Origin of the sequence: Hymenobacter sp. YIM 151858-1 (genome assembly GCF_025979705.1) — a bacterium.
GTDB lineage: Bacteria > Bacteroidota > Bacteroidia > Cytophagales > Hymenobacteraceae > Solirubrum.
Map to the genome: position 1 here is coordinate 3,645,703 of NZ_CP110136.1, position 21,503 is coordinate 3,667,205.

Here is a 21,503-nt window from a genome sequence, read left to right on the forward strand (position 1 = left end):
GCGGCGCACATTCCTTATTTTCGGCCCATGAGGAAATACCTGATGGTTACGCTGCTGCTCGTATTCGCCGCTTTCAAGCTGAAAGCGCAATCGGTAGCCGAGCTGGATGCCAAAAACGGCTTTGGCAACGATGTATTCGGCACGAGCATCATCGCTTATCCGGGAATGGTTTGCATCAGCAAGCAGAAGTCGGAATACCAGTTGTATACGCGCCCCACCGACGAGCTTTCGTACGGGGGCGGTAAGCTGAAAGGCATCGTGTACGGCTTTTACAACGGGCAGCTGCGGGAGGTGATTCTGACCATCGACGGCGCCAGCCACGCCGCCCCGGTGCTGAAAGCCCTGACGGCCGCCTACGGGCCCGGCACGCCGGGCAACAAGCCCAACTCCACGTTGTGGCAGGGGCAAAAAGTGAAAATGGAGTGCGTTACCGACAGCCCGTTCGGCTCGTTCGTGTTCGTCGGCCAAGCCAGGTAGCACGCGGGCCCGCCGCTGGTGCCCTGCGCCCGCAAGGCAAGGCCGAGCGCCGGAAACGGGCTCGGCTTTTTGCCGCAAAGCTGCGGCCGGGCCGTACTTTTGCCGCCCGCTCTGCGTTTAAGAGCCTCCGCCTAGCCCCCGTTGTACATGCGTTTTGCTTTTCTGCGCCTCGTTTTGCCTGTTGCCCTAGGAGTTGTAGCGCTGCCCGCGGCAGCCCAGAAGTACCGCACCGCCGCCGGCGCGCGCATTGGGGCCGGCAACTACGGCCTCACGGTGCAGCAGCGCATCTTCGAGAAAACCACCCTGGAAGGCCTGGGCCTGCTGAACCCGCGCGAGGTAACCGGTACCATTCTGGCCGAGCAGCACTTTCCGCTGCTGGGCCGCAGCCTCAACTACTACCTGGGGGCCGGGGCGCACATTGGTCGGCACAAAGACAACGGCACCATCGGCGGCTTCGATGGCATTGTGGGCGTGGAGTGGAAGCTGCCCATTACCCCGCTGCTGGTGTCGTTCGACCTGAAGCCGACCTACGAAATCAACAACGACGACTGGTTCCGCTTTCCGACGGCCGTATCGGTGCGCTACGTGCTGGTGAAGGAAAAAGAAAAGCCCTTTATGGGCGGCCTGTTTGGCGGCGGCAACGATGACGGGGACGGCAAGCGCAAGTCGAAAACCAAAACGAAGCGCAAAAACGATTCGGGCGGCTTCTTCGACGGGTTGTTTGGCAACTAAGCCCTAGGTGCCCTACAGCAGCGCCAGGCTGAGCAGTAGCACCGATACCAGCACAAAGCCAATAATGAGCAGGTAAGCCACCGATACCAGCAGGGCTTTGGCAATGGTTTTGGGCCAGCCCTGCTCGTACACGTGGTGCAAGGCCACCACCAGGTACATAGGCGGGGCCAGTGTAAGCACCCAATCAAACCAGTCGTTCTTCAGGAACTTCGTCCAGAGCATGCCCGCCAGCACCAGCACAAACAAAAAGCAGTGCAGGTGCAGCGAAAACACCAGGTGGTTGATGTAGAGCCGCTTTCGTCGCACGTACAAGCCCTTGAGCAGCAGGGCAAACAGCGGCATCAGCACGAACATCGAGATGGACGCGTTTTTGGTGAGGCGCTGCCGGATCTGGTCCACCGTCGACTCGCGCACGCGCGCCCACTGGCGCAGGGCCAGGCGGTTGAGGAAGGTGGGCGCCACGCCCTTGCTGCGAATCAGCGAATCGGTGCGTGCGGGGCTGGGGTTGCGGGCGTAGCGCTCCAGCTCGGCCGTGCCAAAGCGCACGCGCCCCACCTCAATCGAATCGACGCGGCTGGGCACCTGCGCCAGAATGTTGGCCTCGAGGTCGGGGCGGGCCTGGGCTACCGCGGCGCGGGTGCTGTCGAGGGCGGCGCTGGCGGCTTGCTGAGCTTGGGCGGTGGTATCGGCGAGGCGGCGCTCGTCGTGGCCCATTAGCAGGCCCACCAGCAAAAAGAAAACAAAGCTGATGAATACGTACAGCCGGATGGGCGGCACGTAGGCCACGCGGTGCCCTAGGTTGAACAGGCGCGTAAGCCGCCCGGGCCGAAACAGCAGCAGGCCCAGCGTGCGGAAGAACTTGCTGTCGAAGTGAAACAGGCCTTCGAGGGTTTCCTCTACCAGGTGCCCGAACGAGAGGTTCAGATCGTGGTTTTCCTGGCCGCAATTGGGGCAAAAGCTGTTGGGGCCGCCGGCAGCCACAAAATCGTAGCCGCAGTTGGCACAAGCAGGCAACCGGTGCGGGGTGTGCGCCATAGGAGCTTGGGGTCAGCGGCTCGCCGGCCGCGGCCGCAAGTAAGCATTTCCGTGGCTACGGTTGTGCTTTTTTGCGCACGGGCCTAGCCCCTAGGTGCCCGGCCCGGCCCGGGCGCCTAGGGGCTAGGCCTTGCTGACGCGGCCACTGCCCGAAATGCGCGAGGTAACGCGCGGCGAGCCGGTGTAGTACACGCTGCCCGAGCCGCTGATGCGGGCATCGAGCGTTTGGGCCACCCCAATGCGGCAATTGCCCGAGCCGCTGATGTGCGCCGAGCAGCTGTTGGTTTGCAGCCCGGCGGCCTCGATGCGCCCCGAGCCGCTGATGTGCACCTCGGCCGTGGGGCTGGTGCCGCTCAGGCGCATGCTGCCCGAGCCCGATATGCTGGCTTTGAGGCGCTCGGCCGCTACCGGCACGCGCAAGGCCCCCGAGCCGCTTACCGACAAATCGAGCGCGGCGGCGCGCAGCGGCTGCTCGGCCTGTATGCTGCCCGAGCCGCTCACGCCCAGGGCCTCCACCTGCGGCATGGTTACGTACACCTTCACGGGCGACTTAAACCCGCGCCAGCTTTTCCAGGTGCCTTCGGGTAGGCCGATGCGCAGGCGGCCGTCTTTCACAGTGGTTTGCAGGGTGCGCAGGTCGTCGGGGTTGCCTGCCAGCTCCACCTTTTGCGTAGCGCCTTGCACCAGTACTACCTCGGCCGCAGTAGCCAACGACAAACGCGTGAAGGCCGGCACCTGGCGTACCTCGCGGGTTTGCTGGGGGCGGCCGATGGTGCGGGCGGCCGGTGCCGCGTCGGGCCGGGACACCGGCTGGGCGGCGAGCAGCGCCATGGGTAATGCAAGCAGGGGGAGGAGGGGCGTTTTCATGGCCTGGGCTGTTAGCGGTTGGAGTATTCAAGATAGCAGATGTACTGAAACCCCGTACCGTTGCCTCGCCACCGGAAAATGCACGCAATCAGTCCCTGATAACCCCAGGCGGCCCTAGGTGGCAAGCGCCGGCTCGCGCTGCAGGTAGCTCTGGCCCCAGCCGATCAGCGCATCAAACAACGGCTGCACGCGGCGGCCGTGCTCGGTAAGGTGGTACTCCACTTTGGGCGGCACCTGCTGGTACACCGTGCGCTGCACCACGGCATCGAGCTCCAGCTCCCGTAACTCCTGAATCAGCATCTTTTCGGTGATTTCGGGCATCAGGCGCTTTAGCTCGCCGTAGCGGCGCGGGCCCGCCAGCAAGTAGGAAAGGATGAGCAGCTTCCATTTGCCGCCCAGCACGTTGAGGGTGGTGCGCACCGGGCAAAAGGCGTTGGGCGGCGGGGCCTCGCCGCAGGTTTTCCATTCGGTTTCGGCTTGCTGCTGCTTGGTTAGCTTTACCATGGAAAAAAATAAAGTGCCTGATTATCAACAAAACTACCCAAAAGGTAAGTAGCCTACTTTTTGGTTGGTACTTGCCCGAAACGAAGGTAAGCAGCGTCCTTTGAACAGCCAACGCGGCCCAGGTGGCCAGCGTGGTTTTCCGCAAGTTCAACCCTCACGTACCCATTGTTATGTCGAAGCACATTGTAGTTACGGGCGCCACCGGCAACATCGGCGGCCGCCTTGCCCACGAGCTATTGCGCCTCGGGCACCGTGTAACAGCCGTTGCCCGCTCCGCCGAGCGCCTCGATGCCCTGCGCCAGGCCGGGGCCGAAGTACGGCCCGGCCAACTCAGCGACGTAGCCTTCCTGACCGACGTGTTGCGCGGAGCCGATGCCGCTTTTCTGATGCTGCCGCCCCACGTAACCGCCCCCGACAACCTGGCTTACCAGGACGACCTAGGGCAGGCCATTGCCGGGGCGGTGCGCGCTTCGGGGCTGAAGCAGGCCGTGAACCTGAGCAGCATTGCCGCCGATTTGCCTGCCGGTACCGGGCCCATTGTGGGCGTGCACCGGCAGGAGCAGCGCCTCAACGCCATCGAAGGGTTGAGCGTGGTGCACCTGCGCCCGGCCTACTTCATGGAAAACTTCCTGCCCAACATCGGCCTGATACTGGGCATGGGCATCAACGGCTCGGCCACGCGCCCCGAGCTGGCCTTCCCGATGATTGCCACCCAGGACATTGCCGCCCGCGCCGCCGCGCTGCTCGCCGAATCGGTTTTGCCCGCGGGCCACTCGGCGCAGCTGCTGCTGGGGCCGCGCAACTACTCCATGCAGGAGGCTACCGCCGTGCTGGGCGCCGCCATTGGCCGCCCCGAGCTGCCCTATGTGCAGTTTCCGTACGAGCAGGCCAAACAAGGGATGATAGGCGCCGGCTTGTCGGAGTCGATGGCTGATTTGTACATCGAAATGACGCAAACCCTGAACGCCGAAAAAGCCATGGTGCACGAGGTGCGCACCCCCGACAATACCACGCCTACCACCTTGGAGCATTTTGCCCAGCAGGTGTTTGCGCCCGCGTACCGGGCCGCTGCGGGTGCCGCGCAGCCGGTGGCCTAGTTTTGCCCCACCTACAGCCGTGTTGCACAGCCCCCGCCGGCAATCCGCCGGCAGGGGCTTTTTGTTAAGGCTTGCGTATGCATTCGCAACCCTTGCCCCGCCATGCCCGATAAGCTGCTGCTTCTGCTGAATTTTGCCCTGGCCGCCTACCTAACCGGCGTTATCTGGACGGTGCAGCTCGTGCACTACCCCGGCTTTGCCCTGGTGTCGGCCGAGGCCTTTCGGGCCTACCACCAGGCGCACCTAGGGCGCATGGGCTGGGTGGTGATGGCGCCCATGGTAGCCGAACTGCTGGCGGCCGCGTGGTGGGCCTGGGCGGCGCGCTCGGCCGCCAGCTGGTGGAGCCTGGGCCTGGTGGCATTTGTGTGGGCCGTTACGTTCTTTGTGTCGGTGCCGCTGCACAACCGCCTGGCTACCACCCACGGCCCCGAAACCCAACTGGCCGTATACGCCCTGGTGCGCACCAACTGGCTCCGCACCCTGGCCTGGAGCGCCCGCCTGGGCCTGCTGGGCTGGGTGTTGGTTAGGACTTAGGTTTTAGGGGTCAGAACTGAGAGCTTAGCCTTCAGAGCTTAGTCTTAAAGCCAGCCCCCTAGGTGCCGAAACCAAGCCCGGCCCCGCGGGGCTAGCAAGGGCATAACATGCCCACGCCCAATTCATAATTATTAATTCATAATTCAGAATTAACAGAAATGCTGCCTCCGCCCGATGCTTTTTTGCCTGAGCTCCAATTCCAGACTGCTCGCAGCAGCGGGCCGGGCGGGCAAAACGTGAACAAGGTTGAAACCAAGGTGGAGCTGCGCTTTCAACCCGGGGCCTCAGCCGTGCTCACGGAGGAGCAAAAGCAGCGGCTGCTCGAAAAGCTGGCCTCGCGCCTCACGGCCGAGGGCGTGCTCATCGTTACGGCGCAGGAGTCGCGGAGCCAGCAGCGCAACAAGGAGCTGGCCGTGCAAAAGTTTTACGAGCTGCTGCAGCGCAGCCTGCATCGGCCGAAGGCCCGCAAGGCTACCAAGCCCGGCGCGGGCGCCGTGCGCAAGCGCCTCGAAGGCAAGCGGCGCCAATCCGAAAAGAAAGCCAACCGCCGCGGCGACTACTAGCGGGGTTTAGTTAAGATCCAGGCCGAACAGCACGCCAACCCAGGGCTTGTGCTGGTAAATCCAGTGGCGTCCATCGGGGCCGAACAGGTGGTCGGCACCTAGGGCCAGGCCAATGTTGAACACGCGCGCATCGTAAATAAAAGCCGCGCCGGCGTGGGCCACCATGCCCTCGTACTCGGCCACGGCGGCGCGCTGGTTGGTTACGTCGGGGTTGATGACGGCGGCGCCCAGCCCGGCAAACAAGCCGTAGCCAAAGCCTAGGTCGCGCACGGCAGGCGGGCGGCCGGGGCGGCGGCCGGGCGAGCTGAGGTGATAAAAATCGAGGCGCCGGCCCAGGTACAGTGCCGCGTTAAATTGCGTGTTCAGCTGCAAGGGCAGCGGCGCCCGCGCCGGCCTGATTTTGAAGGGCAGCGTGAAGACATCCACATCGAAGCGGCGCGCCAGCACGGTGGTGTGCTGCCCGGGCGGCAGCGCCACAGCCTGCGCGGGCGGGGCCTCGTCGGTGGGGGCAAGCAGCAGCGTATCGGTGGCCTGGTGCAGGTAGGCCGATTGCAAGCGGCGGGCATGCAGGGCGGGTACCGTGCTGCGCAGCACGCGGTAGCGGCCGTCGGGTAGCGTTTCTACTTTGCCCACCACAGTGCAGCCGGCCAGTCCGGCCACGGCCCAGGCGGCCAGGGCCCGGTTGCCAAGGCTCTTGCGCCAAGCTGCTTGCCTAGGTACCATGGCCACGGGCGCGGTTAGAGGAGCGTACCGCTCAGGATGGCCGAGGCCAGCGAGAAGTAGATGATGAGCCCCGTGACATCGACCAGGGTAGCTACAAACGGCGCCGACGAGGTGGCCGGGTCGAGGCCGAGGCGCTTGAGCAGCAGCGGCAGCATGGAGCCGGCCAGGGTGCCCCACAGCACAATCCCCATCAGCGAGAAGGCCACGGTGGTGCCTACCAGCTTCCAGTAAGGCCCGTACTCCTGAAACACGGTGGCCCACACGGCGATGCGCAGGAAACCAACCAGCCCTAGAATGGCGCCCAGAATCAGGCCCGAAAGCAGCTCGCGGCGCATAATCAGCCACCAGTCGGAAAGGGAGATTTCGCCCAGCGACAGGGCGCGGATAACCAGCGTTACGGCCTGCGAACCGGAGTTGCCGCCCGAGCTGATAATCAGCGGCACGAACGAGGCCAGCACCACGGCGCGCTGGATTTCGTCCTCGAACTGGTGCATGGCCGAAGCCGTGAGCATTTCGCCCAGCAGCAGCAGCACCAGCCAGCCGGCGCGCTTTTTCACCATTTGCCCCACCGAGGTAGCCAGGTACGGCTCGTCGAGGGCTTCGGAGCCGCCCAGCTTCTGGATGTCCTCGGTGTCTTCTTCTTCCCGAATGGCCAGGATGTCGTCGATGGTAACGATGCCGAACAGCACCCCCTCTTCGTTTACCACGGGCAGGGCGGTGCGGTCGTTTTTGCGGAACACCTCAATGGCCTCTTCCTGGTCTTGCATGGCCTGCAGGCGCACAAAGCGGCGGTCCATCAGCTCGCTTACGTGCTGCGCGGGTTGCGCAAACAAAAACTCCCGGATGCGAATGTCGTCGATGAGCACGCCGCGCTCGTCGACCACAAACACCACGCTCACGGTTTCGGAGCCGCGGCCGTGCTGGCGGATGTACTCGAATACGTGTTCCACCGTCCAGTCTTCGCGCACGGCAATGTAGTCGGGCGTCATCAGGCGGCCCACCGAGTACTCGGGGTAGCCGAGCAACTCCAGCGTTACGCGGCGCTCTTTTTCCGACAGCGTCTGAATCAGCTCGCGCACCAGGTCGTCGGGCAGAAACTCGAGCAGGGCGGTGCGGTCGTCGGGCGACATCTCGTTCAGGATGTCGGCAATTTTCTCCTGCGAGAGGCTTTCGAGGAAGTGGCGCTGCACCTCTAGGTCCAGAAACTCAAATACTTCGGTGGCGTGCTTGAGGGGCAGCAGCCGGAAGATGATGAGTTGTTCGCGCTCGTCCTGCGCCTCAATCAGGTCTACCAGCTCCGGGGTGTCCAGACTTCGGAGCAACTTCTTAAGCCGTAGAAACTCCCGCTGTTCGAGCAGGTCCGGAATTTGTTCGAGGGCCAGTTGCTGTTCGGTAGTCATGAGGCGGCAAAAAGAGTTGTTTCGCTAGGCAAAACGGGGTTAGGTGAAAGGGCGCGCAAAAGTACCCGAAGGGGCGCAGAAATCCTTCCCTGAGAACGGTTCTGCTTGCAAGAAAATTTCTCGGCCCTAGGTCCGCCGCTGGCGGCCCGGTGGCGGGCAGCCGGAGCGGGCTGTTTGGGGCTAGCAATCAGCTGGTTACTGCTGGCGCGTGGCCCGTGCCCGGCCGGCGCCTGCACCGCGTACGCCGCCCCGCTGCCCAGGTGCCTGCCGGCGTACGCGGTGCAGGCAGCCAAGCCACCCGGCGGCGGCAATAGCGGCGGTTGGCAGCGCATTTCGTAGCTTTTTCGGCGGGGCCACGTAGCAGAAGCCTGGTGCCCGTATCCATCAGTGCCTTTTTACGCATCCGTTATGCCCAATCCTACGATTCCGCGCGGTACGCTTATCGCCCTAGGTGGTGGCAACGACGACCCGCTCCTGGACCTTGTCAGCCAGCTGGTGCCCACGCCCGATACGCCCGTGGAGGTAATAACCACGGCCGTGCCGCGCTACCCCGTAAAAACCGGCAAAGCCTACGTGCAGGCGCTCAACGAAATGGGCTGCACCAACGTGCGCCACTTGCGCATCGATGCCAAACACCCCGCCTCCAACCCGGCTACGCTGCGCCGCCTCGAGCAGGCCGGGGCCGTGTTCTTTACCGGCGGCGACCAGGAGAACATCACCGACTACTGGCTTGATACCCCGGCCGTGGAGCTGCTCTGCGAGCGGTACCACCACGACCCGAACTTCATCGTGTCGGGCACCAGCGCCGGCGCCTCCGTAATGCCCGCGCACATGATCGTATCGGGCTACGGCTACCGCTCGCTTACCAAAGGCGGCATCGAAATGGCCCGCGGGCTGGGGCTGATTTCGTACGTGTACATCGATCAGCACTTCGTGGAGCGCGGGCGCTTCAACCGCCTCTCGCACGCCGTGCTCAAACACCCCACCACCCTGGGCATTGGCCTGGCCGAGCAAACGGGCATCATCATCCGGCACGGCCGCGAAATGGAGGTGTTCGGCGACGGCGTGGTAACCATCGTCGACGGCAACGAAATGCGCCACGACAACCTAGGGCGCGTGGGGCGCGGCGAGGCCGTTGGCGGGCAAAACCTGCGCGTGCACCTGCTGGTAGCCGGCCAACGCCTCGACCTGCGCACGCGCCGCATACTGGAGCTTGCCCCTGCCGAAGGGGAGGCTTCCTAGGTGCCGGCCGCGCCAAATAACAAGGCAGCACGGCACGGGCCTATTCACTAGTTGAATAATCCTTCTAATATTGGCTTCGGATGGCATCTTGAATGACGTCTCAAATAGTAGGCATGCCGCATTGTAGGATGCCTGCAACCCCATACATTTAGCTCCCACAACCCTTTTTCCCTTTTCCTTTGGGTATGAACCTAAAACATCTACTATTTGCCGGCGGAGCCCTGCTGGGCGCCACGGCCGCGCAGGCGGGTGGCTTCCAGCTCACGCTGGCCGGGCAGAAAAACAACGGCATGGGTGGCGTAGGTACGGGCCTGGCCCTCGATCAGGCCGCCATGTTCTACAACCCCGGCGCGCTGGCTATGGTGCGTGAGCGGGGCGTGCAAATCGGCGTAAATGCTACGCTGGCACGGCAGGCATTTCGGGCGCAGTACGGCGGAGCCGAGCGGCAGCTCGACAACACCGTGAGCACGCCCTTCAACTTCTACGCTGGTTTTGGGCCGGCCGAAGGCAAATGGAAAGCGGGCATCGGCGTGTACACGCCCTTTGGCTCGCGCCTCGATTACGCCGACAACTGGGAAGGCCGCACCGCCCTCACCAGCATCGATCTGAAATCGATTTTTGTGCAGCCCACCGTAAGCTACGCCCTCACCGACCAACTGAGCGTGGGTGCCGGCCTGGTGGTGTTTGCGGCCGGTTCGGTAAACCTGCAACGCGACATTCAGGACCCCGCCCAAGGCAGCATCGAGCTCGACGGCAAAGCCGACACCAAGTTCGGGTGGAACGCGGGCGTGTACTTCAAGCCTTCGGATAAATTCAGCCTCGGCATCAGCCACCGCTCCAAAATGGATGCCGTGGTGTCGGGTGGCGACGTGATTATTTCGGGCGTGAACGCCTCGCTGGCCGACCGCTTTGCCGCCCGCAAGTTCGACGTAACGCTGCCCCTGCCGGCTACCACCACTATTGGTTTGGGCGTGATGCCCACCGAAAAGCTCACCCTGGGCTTCGACGTGAACTACGCCACCTGGAGCCGCTACCAGGAGCTGGTGTTCAACTTTGATGCGCCCATCAACGGCCAGACGGTGTCGCGCTCGCGCCGCGAGTACCAGGATGCCCTCACGTTCCGCCTCGGCGGCCAGTACCAGGTTACCGATGCCCTGACCGTACGCCTGGGCGGTGCCTACGACGAAACGCCGGTGAAAGACGGCTTTGTAACGCCCGAGACCCCCGACAACGACCGCCTGACGGCTACCGCCGGCGTGAGCTACAAGTTTGGCGAGCGGTTCGGGATTGACGTTTCGGCGCAGTACGTGAACATCGCCAAGCGCACCCAAACCCAAGAACAGCTGCAGAACAACGGCGTGGCTACCGACCGCGTGGCCGGTACCTACAAAACCGTTGCCGTAGTACCGGGCTTTGGCCTGAACTACAACTTCTAATCACTTGCATTGCCACCCCTCACCATGTATACGTTTCTGAAAAAAGGAGCTCCGGCGCTGGCTTTGCTAGGCTTGGCGCTCGGCAGCTGCCAGCCCGAGCTGGAAGAGCCCAAGGCTGATGCCGGCTCGTTGGATTTCACCAGCTACGTTGCCATTGGCAACTCCCTGACGGCCGGTTTCCAGGACGGCGGCTTGTACAACGAAGGCATCCGCAGCTCGTACCCGGCGCTGCTGGCCGAGCAGTTCGGCAAAACCGGCCGCGGCCCCGCCAACTTCGTGCAGCCGCTGTTTGCCGACAACTTCTCCGACGGCTCGGGCTACGCCAAGCTGGCCAGCTTCGCCAACGGCACGCCGGTTATTCAGCAACCCAGCCAGGCCAACAACTTCCTGGGCCAGAAGGTAGCCTACACGGGCCGCACCCTGCCCGCGCCGCCGCTGGGCTCGGGCGCCCCCGAGCTGCAGGCCTTTACCGGCAACCAGCCCGATAACCTGGGCGTGCCCGGCATTTCGGTGCTGAGCGCCGACCGCACGGCCTCCGCCAACCCGCTGGTGGCCGGCGCGGCCCAGGCCTACGGCAACCTGAACAACTACTACCAGCGCATTTTGCCCGCCGCCGACCGCGGCACCACCGACTACGTGTCGTTTATCGGCCGTAAGAGCGCCACGTTCTTCACCTGCTGGATGGGCAACAACGACGTGCTGACCTACGCCACCAACGGCGGCGTGGTGGATGCGGGCAACCCCTTCAGCAACCTCACCGACACCACCAGCTTTGGCCGGGGCTACCGCAACATCGTGCGCACCATCTCCAAAAACGGTACGGTAGCCGGCGTGGTGGCCAACATCCCCAACGTAACCAACGTGCCGTACTTCACCACGGTGCGCGTGGCCGATATCAAAGCCCGCTTCCGGGCCGCCAACCCCAACCTGAGCCTGTACATCCAGACGACGGGCACGGGCGGCACCACGGTAGTGCGCGAAGCCACCGACAACGACCTGCTGACGCTGCCCTCGCTGGCCGTTATCGGCACGGCCACCACGGGCAACCCGTTCCCGGTGGGTGCCGGTTTGTCGGCCACGGCGGCCAACCCGCTGCCCAACCGCTTCGTGCTCGATAACACGGAGGCGGCCAGCGTGCAAACCCGCACCACCCAGCTGAACGGTATTATCGCCAAAACGGCCCGCCAGTACAAGGTGGCCCTGGCCGACATGAACACGTTCTTCGGCTCGGTAGCCCTGAGCGGCTTTGCCATCAACGGCACCGTTAACTCGGCCAGCTTCTTGTCGGGCAACCTGTTCTCGCTCGATGGCGTGCACCCCACGCCGCGCGGCTACGCGGTGGTTGCCAACGAGTTCATCCGGACCATCAACACGTACTACGGCACGAGCATCCCGTTCACGAACCCGAACGAATACCGCGGCGTGGTTTTCCCGTAATCGCGCTTAATACCGTACCTAAAGCGGCCAGCAGGAACCCTTCCTGCTGGCCGTTTTGCGTTTGTGCTTCCTGGTGTTGCCCTTGGTTTTTGCAGCTGATATAAGCTCGTTTTTGGCATGAAGATGTGATGCATCGAGCGGGTAATTTCTTACGGGCGGCCCCAGGTCAATGGGGATATAGCACAATCGTGTCGGGGTAAAATTCTGTTTGCGGTGCTTGGCGGGTGTAGAATTGCATCATCATTCACGACCACTCAATACAACCGCTATGAAAACCCTGCGCTTCCCCCTGTACCTGGCCCTAGGTGCCGCCACCCTGCTTACCGCCGCCTGCAAAAAGGACAAGGACAAAGACGAGCCGAAGCCCAAAACCAAAACCGAGCTGCTGACCGACAAAAACTGGATGATGACGGCCCAGACGGTGAGCCCGGCCATGCGCACCAACACGGGGCGCGTCATCACGGATTTGTACGCCGAAATGGACCCCTGCGACCAGGACGACCTGCTGCAGTTTGCCAAACCCGACGCCTACACCCTGAACGAAGGCGCCACCAAGTGCAACCCCAGCGGCCCGCAGTCTTACCCCGGCACGTGGTCGTTTGGCAGCAACGAAAGCACCCTTACGCTGAAACTGGGCAACCAGGACCCGAACACCTACACCGTGCAGGAAATCAGCGACAACACCATGCGCCTCACCGAAAGCGGCACTTCGGGCGGCACCTCGTACACCATCACCTACACGTTCAGCAAGCGCTAAACACGCAGCAACGGCAACGGCCGCTGCCCTAGGTGGGGCAGCGGCCGTTGCAGCTTTGGGCAGACTGCGGCACCTAGGGCATGGGCGTAACGGACTGCAGCTGCGCGGCCAGGTGGCGGGCAATCACCTGCGCGTGGTGCCGGCCGTTCTCGATAAACCAGCGGCTGGTATTGAGGCCGCCGCACACGGTGCCGGCCAGGTACACCCCGGCGCGGTTCGTCTCGAAGGTTTCGTCGTGGTAAGTGGGGGTGCAGGCGCCGTCGTTTTGGGTGCTGATACCTAGGGCCGCGAGCAGGGCGTAATCGGGGCGGTAGCCGGTGAGGGCGTACACGAAGTCGGCGGGCAGGGTGCGGGGGCCTTCGGGCGTAAGCACATCCACCTCGCCGGGCCGGATGGCCCGCACCGTGGTGTGGTAGTAACAGCCGATGCGGCCTTCGGCAATGCGGTTAAGCAAATCGGGCCGCAGCCAGTACTTCACCGACTGCGATATTTCGGCGCCGCGCACCACCAAAGTGGCCTGGGCGCCCGAACGGTTGAGCGCCAACGCGGCCTTGGCTGCCGAGTTTTTAGCCCCCACCACCACTACGCGCTGGCCCGCGTGGGCGTAGGGCTCTTTGTAGTAATAGCTTACGTGCGGCAAATCGGCCCCCGGCACGCTCAGGCGGTTGGGTACGTCGAAAAAGCCCGTGGCCACAATTACGCGGCCGGCCTGCAGCTGCCCGCGCCCGGTGTGCAGGGTAAAGTTGCCGGCTTCGCCCGCGAGGCGCAGCACGCGCTCGTAGAGGCGCAGGGTAAGGCGCTCGGCTTCGGCCACGCGGCGGTAGTAGTCGAGGGCTTCTTCGCGCAGGGGTTTGTAGTTGCCCGTCACGAAGGGGTAGCCGCCGATTTCGAGCAGCTCGGGCGTCGAGAAGAACTCCATGTTGGTAGGGTAGCCCACTACCGAGTTCACGAGGGCGCCTTTATCCACCACGCAGGTGCGCAGCCCCAGGCGCTGGGTTTCGATGGCGCAGGCCAGGCCTACCGGGCCGGCGCCCACTACCACCACGTCGAAAAGGCTATCAGCAACAGTATTTTCCATAAGCGAATTGGATACAGCGGCGCGGGCAAAGATGTTCGCTGGAAGCGCCGTTTTCGCCAGCCCCAGGCCAGCCCTTTCGGGCGCAATAGTTGAGCTAACAGTGCTTTAACAGGGCTCAATAACGCTTATACTTGTAGGTATTTCCCTGGCCTCACCTGTTGCATATGAAAAAAGCTCGACTCCTTTATTACTCTACCTTGTTGGTTGCCGGCTGCACCTTTACGGCCTGCGAAGACGATGCGGAACTGCCCAACAAAACCGACCTGCTGACCGGCAAAGACTGGAAAATGACGGCCGCTTCGGTAGCGCCCGGCATCCCCGATGGCAACGGCGGCACCATCCGCGACGTGTACGCCCGCTACCCCTCGTGCCGCCAGGACGACCTGCTGCGCTTCGAAACGCCCAGTACGCTAAAGGAGCTGAGCGGCCCCTCGATGTGCACCGGCGACGTGGCGAGCAAAACCGGCACGTGGTCGTTCAGCAGCGACCAAAAACAGCTGTACCTCGTGCGCCAAGGCAAATCCACGACCGACGATTATTCAGTAGATGAGCTAACCAGCTCATCCATGCGGCTGAAAACCACCGAGCGCAGCAACGGCGTCGACTACACGTTTACCTATACGTACGCCAGGCAGTAAACGCTCCTGAACTGCCAGCAAGCCCGGGCCACCTAGGTGGCCCGGGCTTGCTGTTTATGCACGGGTAATCGGGGTAAGCCAACCAGCGTTGTGTGCACTTGGCATTAATGTTGAGCTGACTTTAAGCCAATCCAACCACCTAGAACACTTATTCCCGATGAAGAATTCACCCCTGTTTGGCGCTTTGGCAATAGCACTGACACTTGGCGCCTGCAAAAAAGACGACGAGAAACCCAAGTCGAAAACCGAGTTGCTGACGGCGAAGAACTGGCGTATCACGGAAGACAAACGCACCACCGCCACCAGCACGCAATCGACCACGACCGATGCTTACGCCTCGTACCAGGAGTGCATGAAGGACGACTTTGTGAAGTACAATACCAACAAGCAGGTGGAGTTTAACAAAGGCACCACAAAGTGCTCGGCCACCGAAGCGCAAAGCCAAACCAACAATTGGGATTTCACTGCCGACGAAACCAAGCTGATTCTGTCGGCTTCGTCGGGCTTTTCGGTAACCTACGATATCGTAGAGCTTAACGCTTCTGCCATGAAGCTAAAGGTCACCAACACTTCGCAAGGCACTACCAGCACGCAGGAGGTAACGTTTGCTGCTTTCTAGCTTGCGGTGGCCGCCTAACTAAACCGCCCCGCCTGGCCAAGCCAGGCGGGGCGGTTTGCGTTGCGCCAAGCACCTAGGGCGCTGCTAATGCGCCTGCAGCCAGTTGGTGCCGGTGCCGATTTCTACCTCCAGGGGTACTTGCATGGGCAAGGCATCCACCATCAGGCGCTTGATGTGGGGCTGAATGAACTCTACTTCCTCCTTGGGCGCGTCGAACACCAATTCGTCGTGCACCTGCAGAATCATGCGCGTGGCCAGCTTTTCCTGCTGAATCCAGTCGTGTATGTGGATCATGGCCACCTTAATGATGTCGGCCGCGGTGCCCTGAATCGGCGCGTTGATGGCATTGCGCTCGGTGTATCCGCGCAGCGTGGCGTTGCGCGAGTTGATGTCGCGCAGGTAGCGGCGCCGACCTAGGAGCGTTTCGGCGTACTCCAGGTCGCGGGCCTTCTGAATGCTGGCATCCATGTACTGCTTCACGGCCGGAAACTCCTCGAAGTAGGCTTCAATGAGGTCTTGTGCCTCCTTGCGCGGAATGCTCAGGCGCTGCGCCAAACCAAAGGCCGAAATGCCGTAGATGATGCCGAAGTTGGCCGTTTTGGCCTTGCGGCGCATATCCGAGTCAACCTGATCAAGCGAAACCTTGAAGATTTTGCTCGCGGTGCTGGTGTGGATGTCGATGCCCTGGCGGAACGACTCGATCATGGTCGGATCTTGCGAGAACGAAGCCATGATGCGCAGCTCAATCTGCGAGTAATCGGCCGCTACCAGCAGGTGGTCGGCGTCGCGCGGCACGAAAGCCCGGCGGATTTCGCGGCCTTTCTCCGTCCGAATCGGGATGTTCTGCAGGTTGGGGTTGGTGCTGCTTAGGCGCCCCGTAGCCGTTACGGCCTGGTTGAACGAGGTATGAATGCGGCCGTCCATTTCGCACACCAGCTGCGGCAGCGCATCCACGTAGGTGCTCTTGAGCTTGGTAAGCTGGCGGTGCTCCAGAATAAGCGCCGCAATGGGGTGGTCGGCGGCCAGCACGCTCAAAATTTCCTCGCCGGTGGCGTATTGGCCCGTTTTGGTTTTCTTGGGTTTGCCGCCGATCTGCAGCTTATCGAACAGCACCTCGCCCAGCTGCTTGGGCGAGCCTATGTTGAACGGTTCGCCGGCCACCTTGAAGATTTGGTCCTCTACCTCTTTCACGTAGCCTTGCAGCTGCACCGAGTAGTCGGCCAGCGCCGATGAGTCGATTCGAACGCCTTCGTACTCCACCGCGGCCAGCACGCGCGCCAGCGGGTTCTCCACGTCGGTGAGCAGGGGCAGCAGGCCTTGCTCGCGCAGCTTGGGCTCGAACACGTGCTTAAGCTGCAGGGTCACGTCGGCGTCTTCGCAGGCGTAATCCTTTACCTGAGCCGGCGGCACATCGGCCATGGTTTTCTGGTTTTTGCCCTTCGGGCCGATAAGCTCCAGAATGCTGATGGGCGCGTAGTGCAGGTAGGTTTCGGCCAGCACATCCATGCCGTGGCGCATGTCGGGCTCCAGCAGGTAGTGGGCCAGCATGGTGTCGAACAGCGGCCCTTTCACCTCGGCGTGGTAGTGCTTGAGGATGAGCAGATCATACTTGATGTTCTGGCCGATCTTGGTGATGCTTTCGGCCTCGAAGAAGGGGCGGAACTCGTCCACGATCTGCTGCGCCGCGTCGTGGTCATCGGGCGGCACGGGCACGTAGTAGGCTTCGCCCTCGCGCCAGCAAAACGACAAGCCCACCAACCGGGCCGTCATGGTGTCGAGGCCGGTGGTTTCGGTGTCAAAGCTGACTTCCTTCTGCTTCAGCAGAAACTGCAGCAGGCTGCGGCGGGCGCCGGGCGTATCGACGAGGTGGTAGGAGTGGGCCACGTCGTCGATGGAGCGGCGGGCGCCGGAGTGTACGGGCTCGTCGAGCTCTATTTCGTCGATGTCGGCGCCTTCGGCCACGCGCTTCAGCACCTCGTCGCTGGGGCCGTCGAACAAGCCGGGGGCGGCTGCTACCCTAGGTCGGCGGGCGCCGCGGGTGCCACCGGTGGTTACGCCGCCCGCGCCCGAGCCGGCGTTGCTGAGAATACGGGCGGCCAACTGGCGGAATTCCAGCTCATCAAACAACGACGACAAGGCCTGCTCGTCGGGGCGCTCCACCACCAACGCGTCGGGGTCGAAGTCGATGGGCACGGAGGTGTGAATGGTGGCCAGCTCTTTCGACATGAGGCCCTGCTGCGCGTAGGTCTCCACGTTTTCGCGCTGCTTGCCTTTCAGCTTGTCGGTGTTGGCAATCAGGTTTTCGACCGAGCCAAACTGCTGCACCAGGGCACGCGCCGTTTTCTCGCCGATGCCCGGAATGCCGGGGATGTTATCCGAGGCGTCACCCATCAAACCCAGGATGTCGATAACCTGCTCCACACGCTCCACGCCGAACTTCTCCTGCACGCGGGCTATGTCGTACACCTCGGCCGCGTTGCCCATAAAGGCGGGGCGGTACTGCTTGATGTGCTCCGTAACGAGCTGGCAGTAGTCTTTGTCGGGCGTCATCATAAACACCTCAAAGCCCTGCTTTTCAGCCTGCTGGGCCAGGGTACCAATCACGTCGTCGGCCTCGTAGCCATCCATGATGAGGATGGGAATGCGGAAGGCCTGAATGATTTGCTTGATGTAGGGAATGGCCACGCCAATGTCTTCGGGCATGGCCTGGCGGTGGGCCTTGTAGTCGGCAAACGACTCGTGGCGGAAGGTTTTCTTGGCCGCATCGAAGGCCACGCCGATGTGGGTGGGCTTCTCCTTCTGCAGCACCTCCACCAGCGTGTTGGTAAAACCCAGGATGGCGCCGGTGTTCAGGCCCTTGGAGTTGATGCGCGGGTTTTTGCTGAACGCGAAGTGCGAGCGGTAAATGAGCGCAAAGGCGTCGAGCAGGAAGAGTTTCTTGGGAGCGGCGTCGGTCATAGGGGCGAAAGTAGGGCGCAAAATCAATCCGCCGTGCCGGCGGGCTGGCGTACGGGGCTAAATTGCCCGGCCAATACGCACGCCTTATCCGCTGGTACGATGAAACAACTACTACGCAGCTTAGCTATACTATGGATGCTTGCGGCGCTGCCGGTGCTGCCGAGCCGGGCGCAACCGGGTGGGGCCGGCTTTCGGGCCGATGTGGAAAAATACGCCGTGCTGCACACCGTAGTCGTGCAGCCCGACGGCGGCTACGTGGTGGTGGGCCGGCAGCTGGCCGTGGGCGCGGAGTTTACGGGCCACTTGGCCCGCTTTCGGGCCGATGGCAGCCTCGATACCGAATTTCAGCGCCGCCTGGGCGTCGTCGACCTAGGGAACGTTTACAGCCTCGGGGCATCGGTGCTGGCTTACCCCGATGGCCGGCTGTTGCTGGCCAACTCCGACGGGCCGACGCAGATTACCGGCCCGCGCGGCACGCGCACCGGCTGGCTGATCCGGCTGTTGGCTAACGGGCGCGTCGACTCGTCGTTTGCGGCGCCCAACCTCGAGCTGAGCGTGCAGGCCATGGCCCTGCAGCCCGATGGCAAACTGGTGGTGGGCGGCCGTTCGGCGCTGGGGCTGCCCATGGTGCAGCGTCTGCTGCCCAACGGCGCCCTGGATGCCGGTTTCCAGACGGCGCTGCGCGCCAACCGGATAATGGTGGATGTGGTAACCACCCTGGCCGTGCAGCCCGACGGCAAGATTGTGGCCGGTGGCAGCTTTCTAACGCCGGCTAGTGGGCTGGTGCGGCTGTTGCCTTCCGGCGCCACCGACCCTGCCTTCGACGCGGCCGCCACCAAAACGGCTAATATCCAGGAAATTCAACTGACGCCCGCCGGCCAGCTGTTGGTGGCGGGCCCCGGCACCACCACGCTGCACGGGCAGATGCGCGGCCTGCATCGCCTTGCGCCCGATGGCAAGCCCGACCCCGCGTTTCAGGCCCCTGCGGGCTACGATTTTGTAACCAACGGCATTGGCCGGCTCGTGCTGCAACTGCCCGCGGACGAGCTGCTGGTGTTTCCGTACAATCACGCCACCGTGCCGGCGCAGCGCCTGCTCGCCAACGGGCAGCCTGCGCCAGGCTTTGCAGCCGATGCGCGCTGGCCCCTGCGCGTGGCCAGCGCGGCGCTCGATGCCAACGGCCATGCGCTGCTCGTTGGCACCTACCGTCACAGCGCCGGGCCGCAGGGTACCCTGCTGCGCATGCGCCCCGATGGCAGACTCGACTCGGATTTTCATCCGCAGCTTTGCGAGCCGGGTACCGTGCTCAACCTGCAGCCCCACAACGGCGGGGTAGTGCTGGTGGGCAGCTTCGATAAGGTGCAAAACCAACGGGCCGCCGGCGTGGCGCGGCTGCTGGCTACTGGCCTGCTCGACACCGCTTTTGCCCGGCGCTTGCCGCCCTTGAGTGGCAGCCCCGATCAGCTGGCCGTGCAGCCCGGGGGGCGCCTGGTGGTGGGGGGGCTGCTGCAAACCTGGAACCCGCCCACGCGCTACGGCATCGTGGCGCTGCAGCCCGATGGTAGCCTGGATTTGGCCTTCCGGGCCGGGCTCAATCTGGCCATGCTGCACTCGCTGGCCGCGCAGCCCGATGGCAAACTGCTGATAGCGGGCCAGGCCGCGCGCCTGTACGCAGGGCGCGAGGTGGCGCGGCTGTGGCCCGACGGCTCCTGGGACAACACGTTCGCGATTTCGGCCACGGCCAGCGACTGGCTGGGCTCCACCACGCGGCTGTGCCTGCAGCCCGACGGCAAACTGCTGGCGGCCGGCCGACGGTTGTTGCGCCTGCTGCCCACCGGGCAGCTCGACGTCGGCTTTAGTACGCCCACGCTGGATGCGTACCCGGCCCTGCTGGCGCGCGATATGGTGGTGCAGCCCGATGGCCGCATCCTGATTTGCGGGCAGGTGCCCGACGGGTTCAATCAGCGCGGCAACCTGGTGCGCCTGCTTCCCTCCGGCGCCCACGACTACACCCTGACCGAACGCTCCCGCGCCGACCACTTCGACGCGCGCACCGTGCTGCCGTTGCCCAATCAAAAACTGTTGCTGGGCGGCTACTGGGGCAACAACAGCGGCCTCGGGGGCGCCTACCTGGGGCTATACCCGCTAGCCGCCGATGGGCAGTACGACAGCGACTTTGAGCTACCCGAAGGCAGCGGCGCGGTGCTGAAGATGCTGCTGCGGCCCGAAGGCCACCTGTACCTAGGGGGTAATTTTTTAACGGCGCCCTTGCTACAGCAAAGCCTAGTTCGGGTGGACGGGCCGGTTACCGTGACCTCGGGAAAGCAGCCAGTTGAGGACGGCCTCCACGTGTACCCCAACCCGGCCCGGCAAACACTAACGGTTCGGTGGCCCAGTGCCCTCCGGCCCCAACAGGTGCAGCTGCTCGATATGGCCGGGCGGCAAGTAGCCACGCTGCGGCCCGGCGGCGGCACCAGCACCAGCCTAGCTGTGCATCAGCTTCGCCCCGGCCTCTATTTGCTGCGCCTGGAACTGGTCGATGCCGTGCTGACGCGCCGTGTAGAAGTGCAGTAACTTGGTCCGGCGCTCACTCCTAATGCCCTAAGGGCTGGCAGTAAGAGAGTTTACCAAAACCGTAATTCGCCTAGGTGGTAACCCGGTTTACCAGACCGGGGCAGCAGTTAAACATCAACGCGCAACTGGCCAGCCACGTAAGCTAAAGCCTTATGCGCTACGTTTCTCTCGACCTCGAAACCACCGGCGGCGACCCGCAACGGCACCAGATTCTGGAATTGGCCGCGGTTATCGAAGACACCAAGCGCCTGCGGCCGCTGCCGGAGCTGCCCACCTTCAGGCGGGCGGTGCGCCACCCCGAGTATGTAGGCACGGCCGGCGCGCTGGCACTGAATGCCAGGTTGTTGGAAGAGCTGGCACGCAAGGGGCCCAATGCCGAAGTGTGCACCCCCGACGAACTGGTTTCGCAGCTGCAGAGCTTTCTGCTGGAGCACGGCTTTCGGCCCGAAGAAAGCGGCCGCGTGGTGGTTACGCTGGCCGGCAAAAACGTGGCCTCCTTCGATTTGCCCTTCCTGAAGCAACTGCCCGGTTGGGGCCAGCTGGTGCGCGCCGAGCCCGCCACCCTCGACCCGGCCGCCTTTTACCTGAACTGGCGCAAGGATACCCGCCTGCCCACCATGAGCATCTGCAAGGCCCGCGCCCGGTTCGACGACCACACCGTGGCCCACGAAGCCGTGGCCGATGCCCTCGACGTGATTCAGCTGCTGCGGCCGTTTTACGAGCTGCCCGTGTACAAGCAAGTAGGCGAGGAGCCCGCCGAAGCGCCCCGCGCCGCCGAAGAGTAGCCCTAGGTGATGCGAAGGCGCGCCCGCGCGAGGAGCTACCTTGCAGC

At 63.3% G+C, this 21,503-nt stretch carries 20 protein-coding genes; 13 read left to right on the forward strand and 7 right to left on the reverse strand.

Features of this window, described 5'->3' with window-relative positions; genetic code table 11:
• Positions 1 to 27 precede the first annotated feature (27 nt).
• Entirely contained in the window at positions 28 to 477 is a 450-nt protein-coding gene (locus OIS50_RS16160; RefSeq protein WP_264691665.1) for a hypothetical protein, read from the forward strand.
• Positions 478 to 624: 147 nt separating this feature from the next.
• Complete coding sequence (locus OIS50_RS16165) at positions 625 to 1,209, forward strand: hypothetical protein (RefSeq protein WP_264691666.1); 585 nt, start codon at positions 625 to 627, stop codon at positions 1,207 to 1,209.
• A 12-nt stretch (positions 1,210 to 1,221) separates the two neighbouring features.
• Here OIS50_RS16165 and OIS50_RS16170 read toward each other — a convergent pair whose 3' ends face one another.
• From OIS50_RS16170 to OIS50_RS16180, 3 genes are all read right to left on the reverse strand, one after another.
• Positions 1,222 to 2,244, reverse strand: coding sequence for a DUF3667 domain-containing protein (locus OIS50_RS16170; protein ID WP_264691667.1), 1,023 nt, complete (start codon positions 2,242 to 2,244; stop codon positions 1,222 to 1,224).
• Between the two features lie 123 nt (positions 2,245 to 2,367).
• Positions 2,368 to 3,075, reverse strand: coding sequence for a head GIN domain-containing protein (locus OIS50_RS16175; RefSeq protein ID WP_264691668.1), 708 nt, complete (start codon positions 3,073 to 3,075; stop codon positions 2,368 to 2,370).
• Positions 3,076 to 3,225: 150 nt separating this feature from the next.
• Positions 3,226 to 3,615: a winged helix-turn-helix transcriptional regulator gene (locus tag OIS50_RS16180; protein WP_264691669.1), complete on the reverse strand. Its 390-nt coding sequence runs from the start codon at positions 3,613 to 3,615 to the stop codon at positions 3,226 to 3,228.
• Positions 3,616 to 3,785: 170 nt separating this feature from the next.
• Here OIS50_RS16180 and OIS50_RS16185 point away from each other — a divergent pair, with 170 nt between their 5' ends.
• The 3 genes from OIS50_RS16185 (at position 3,786) to arfB (ending at position 5,809) form a co-directional block, all read left to right on the forward strand.
• On the forward strand, positions 3,786 to 4,712 hold the full coding sequence (locus tag OIS50_RS16185) for an NmrA family NAD(P)-binding protein (RefSeq protein ID WP_264691670.1): 927 nt from the start codon (positions 3,786 to 3,788) through the stop codon (positions 4,710 to 4,712).
• Between the two features lie 102 nt (positions 4,713 to 4,814).
• Positions 4,815 to 5,246 carry a hypothetical protein gene (locus OIS50_RS16190; protein WP_264691671.1) on the forward strand — a complete coding sequence of 144 codons (432 nt, stop codon included), beginning with the start codon at positions 4,815 to 4,817 and terminating at the stop codon, positions 5,244 to 5,246.
• Between the two features lie 182 nt (positions 5,247 to 5,428).
• Positions 5,429 to 5,809 (forward strand): alternative ribosome rescue aminoacyl-tRNA hydrolase ArfB, encoded by a 381-nt coding sequence (gene arfB / locus OIS50_RS16195; RefSeq protein WP_413616962.1) that lies wholly within the window; start codon positions 5,429 to 5,431, stop codon positions 5,807 to 5,809.
• A gap of 6 nt (positions 5,810 to 5,815) precedes the next feature.
• Here arfB and OIS50_RS16200 read toward each other — a convergent pair whose 3' ends face one another.
• The gene (locus OIS50_RS16200; RefSeq protein ID WP_264691673.1) at positions 5,816 to 6,538 is read right to left on the reverse strand and encodes a hypothetical protein; all 723 of its coding nucleotides are present in this window, start codon (positions 6,536 to 6,538) and stop codon (positions 5,816 to 5,818) included.
• Positions 6,539 to 6,546: 8 nt separating this feature from the next.
• Positions 6,547 to 7,932 (reverse strand): magnesium transporter, encoded by a 1,386-nt coding sequence (gene mgtE, locus OIS50_RS16205; protein WP_264691674.1) that lies wholly within the window; start codon positions 7,930 to 7,932, stop codon positions 6,547 to 6,549.
• Between the two features lie 408 nt (positions 7,933 to 8,340).
• Between mgtE and OIS50_RS16210 the strand changes: the two genes are divergently transcribed.
• The 4 genes from OIS50_RS16210 (at position 8,341) to OIS50_RS16225 (ending at position 12,804) form a co-directional block, all read left to right on the forward strand.
• Entirely contained in the window at positions 8,341 to 9,174 is an 834-nt protein-coding gene (locus tag OIS50_RS16210) for a cyanophycinase (protein WP_264691675.1), read from the forward strand.
• A 185-nt stretch (positions 9,175 to 9,359) separates the two neighbouring features.
• Positions 9,360 to 10,610 carry an OmpP1/FadL family transporter gene (locus OIS50_RS16215; RefSeq protein ID WP_264691676.1) on the forward strand — a complete coding sequence of 417 codons (1,251 nt, stop codon included), beginning with the start codon at positions 9,360 to 9,362 and terminating at the stop codon, positions 10,608 to 10,610.
• A 24-nt stretch (positions 10,611 to 10,634) separates the two neighbouring features.
• The gene (locus OIS50_RS16220) at positions 10,635 to 12,047 is read left to right on the forward strand and encodes an SGNH/GDSL hydrolase family protein (RefSeq protein ID WP_264691677.1); all 1,413 of its coding nucleotides are present in this window, start codon (positions 10,635 to 10,637) and stop codon (positions 12,045 to 12,047) included.
• A gap of 268 nt (positions 12,048 to 12,315) precedes the next feature.
• The gene (locus OIS50_RS16225; protein WP_264691678.1) at positions 12,316 to 12,804 is read left to right on the forward strand and encodes a lipocalin family protein; all 489 of its coding nucleotides are present in this window, start codon (positions 12,316 to 12,318) and stop codon (positions 12,802 to 12,804) included.
• Between the two features lie 73 nt (positions 12,805 to 12,877).
• Here OIS50_RS16225 and OIS50_RS16230 read toward each other — a convergent pair whose 3' ends face one another.
• Positions 12,878 to 13,882 carry a YpdA family putative bacillithiol disulfide reductase gene (locus OIS50_RS16230; protein ID WP_264691679.1) on the reverse strand — a complete coding sequence of 335 codons (1,005 nt, stop codon included), beginning with the start codon at positions 13,880 to 13,882 and terminating at the stop codon, positions 12,878 to 12,880.
• A 164-nt stretch (positions 13,883 to 14,046) separates the two neighbouring features.
• Between OIS50_RS16230 and OIS50_RS16235 the strand changes: the two genes are divergently transcribed.
• Both OIS50_RS16235 and OIS50_RS16240 read left to right on the forward strand, forming a co-directional pair.
• Positions 14,047 to 14,520, forward strand: coding sequence for a hypothetical protein (locus tag OIS50_RS16235; RefSeq protein WP_264691680.1), 474 nt, complete (start codon positions 14,047 to 14,049; stop codon positions 14,518 to 14,520).
• 157 nt (positions 14,521 to 14,677) lie between these two features.
• Positions 14,678 to 15,139 (forward strand): hypothetical protein, encoded by a 462-nt coding sequence (locus tag OIS50_RS16240; RefSeq protein WP_264691681.1) that lies wholly within the window; start codon positions 14,678 to 14,680, stop codon positions 15,137 to 15,139.
• 84 nt (positions 15,140 to 15,223) lie between these two features.
• On the opposite strand, the gene polA is transcribed toward OIS50_RS16240, so the two are convergent.
• A complete protein-coding gene (gene polA, locus OIS50_RS16245; RefSeq protein WP_264691682.1) occupies positions 15,224 to 18,097 on the reverse strand; it encodes a DNA polymerase I in 2,874 nt (957 codons plus the stop codon).
• Between the two features lie 99 nt (positions 18,098 to 18,196).
• On the opposite strand from polA, the gene OIS50_RS16250 reads away from it, so the two are divergent.
• Together OIS50_RS16250 and OIS50_RS16255 are read left to right on the forward strand one after the other, a co-directional pair.
• Positions 18,197 to 20,671: a T9SS type A sorting domain-containing protein gene (locus tag OIS50_RS16250; protein ID WP_264691683.1), complete on the forward strand. Its 2,475-nt coding sequence runs from the start codon at positions 18,197 to 18,199 to the stop codon at positions 20,669 to 20,671.
• 152 nt (positions 20,672 to 20,823) lie between these two features.
• On the forward strand, positions 20,824 to 21,456 hold the full coding sequence (locus OIS50_RS16255; protein WP_264691684.1) for a 3'-5' exonuclease family protein: 633 nt from the start codon (positions 20,824 to 20,826) through the stop codon (positions 21,454 to 21,456).
• Positions 21,457 to 21,503 lie beyond the last annotated feature (47 nt).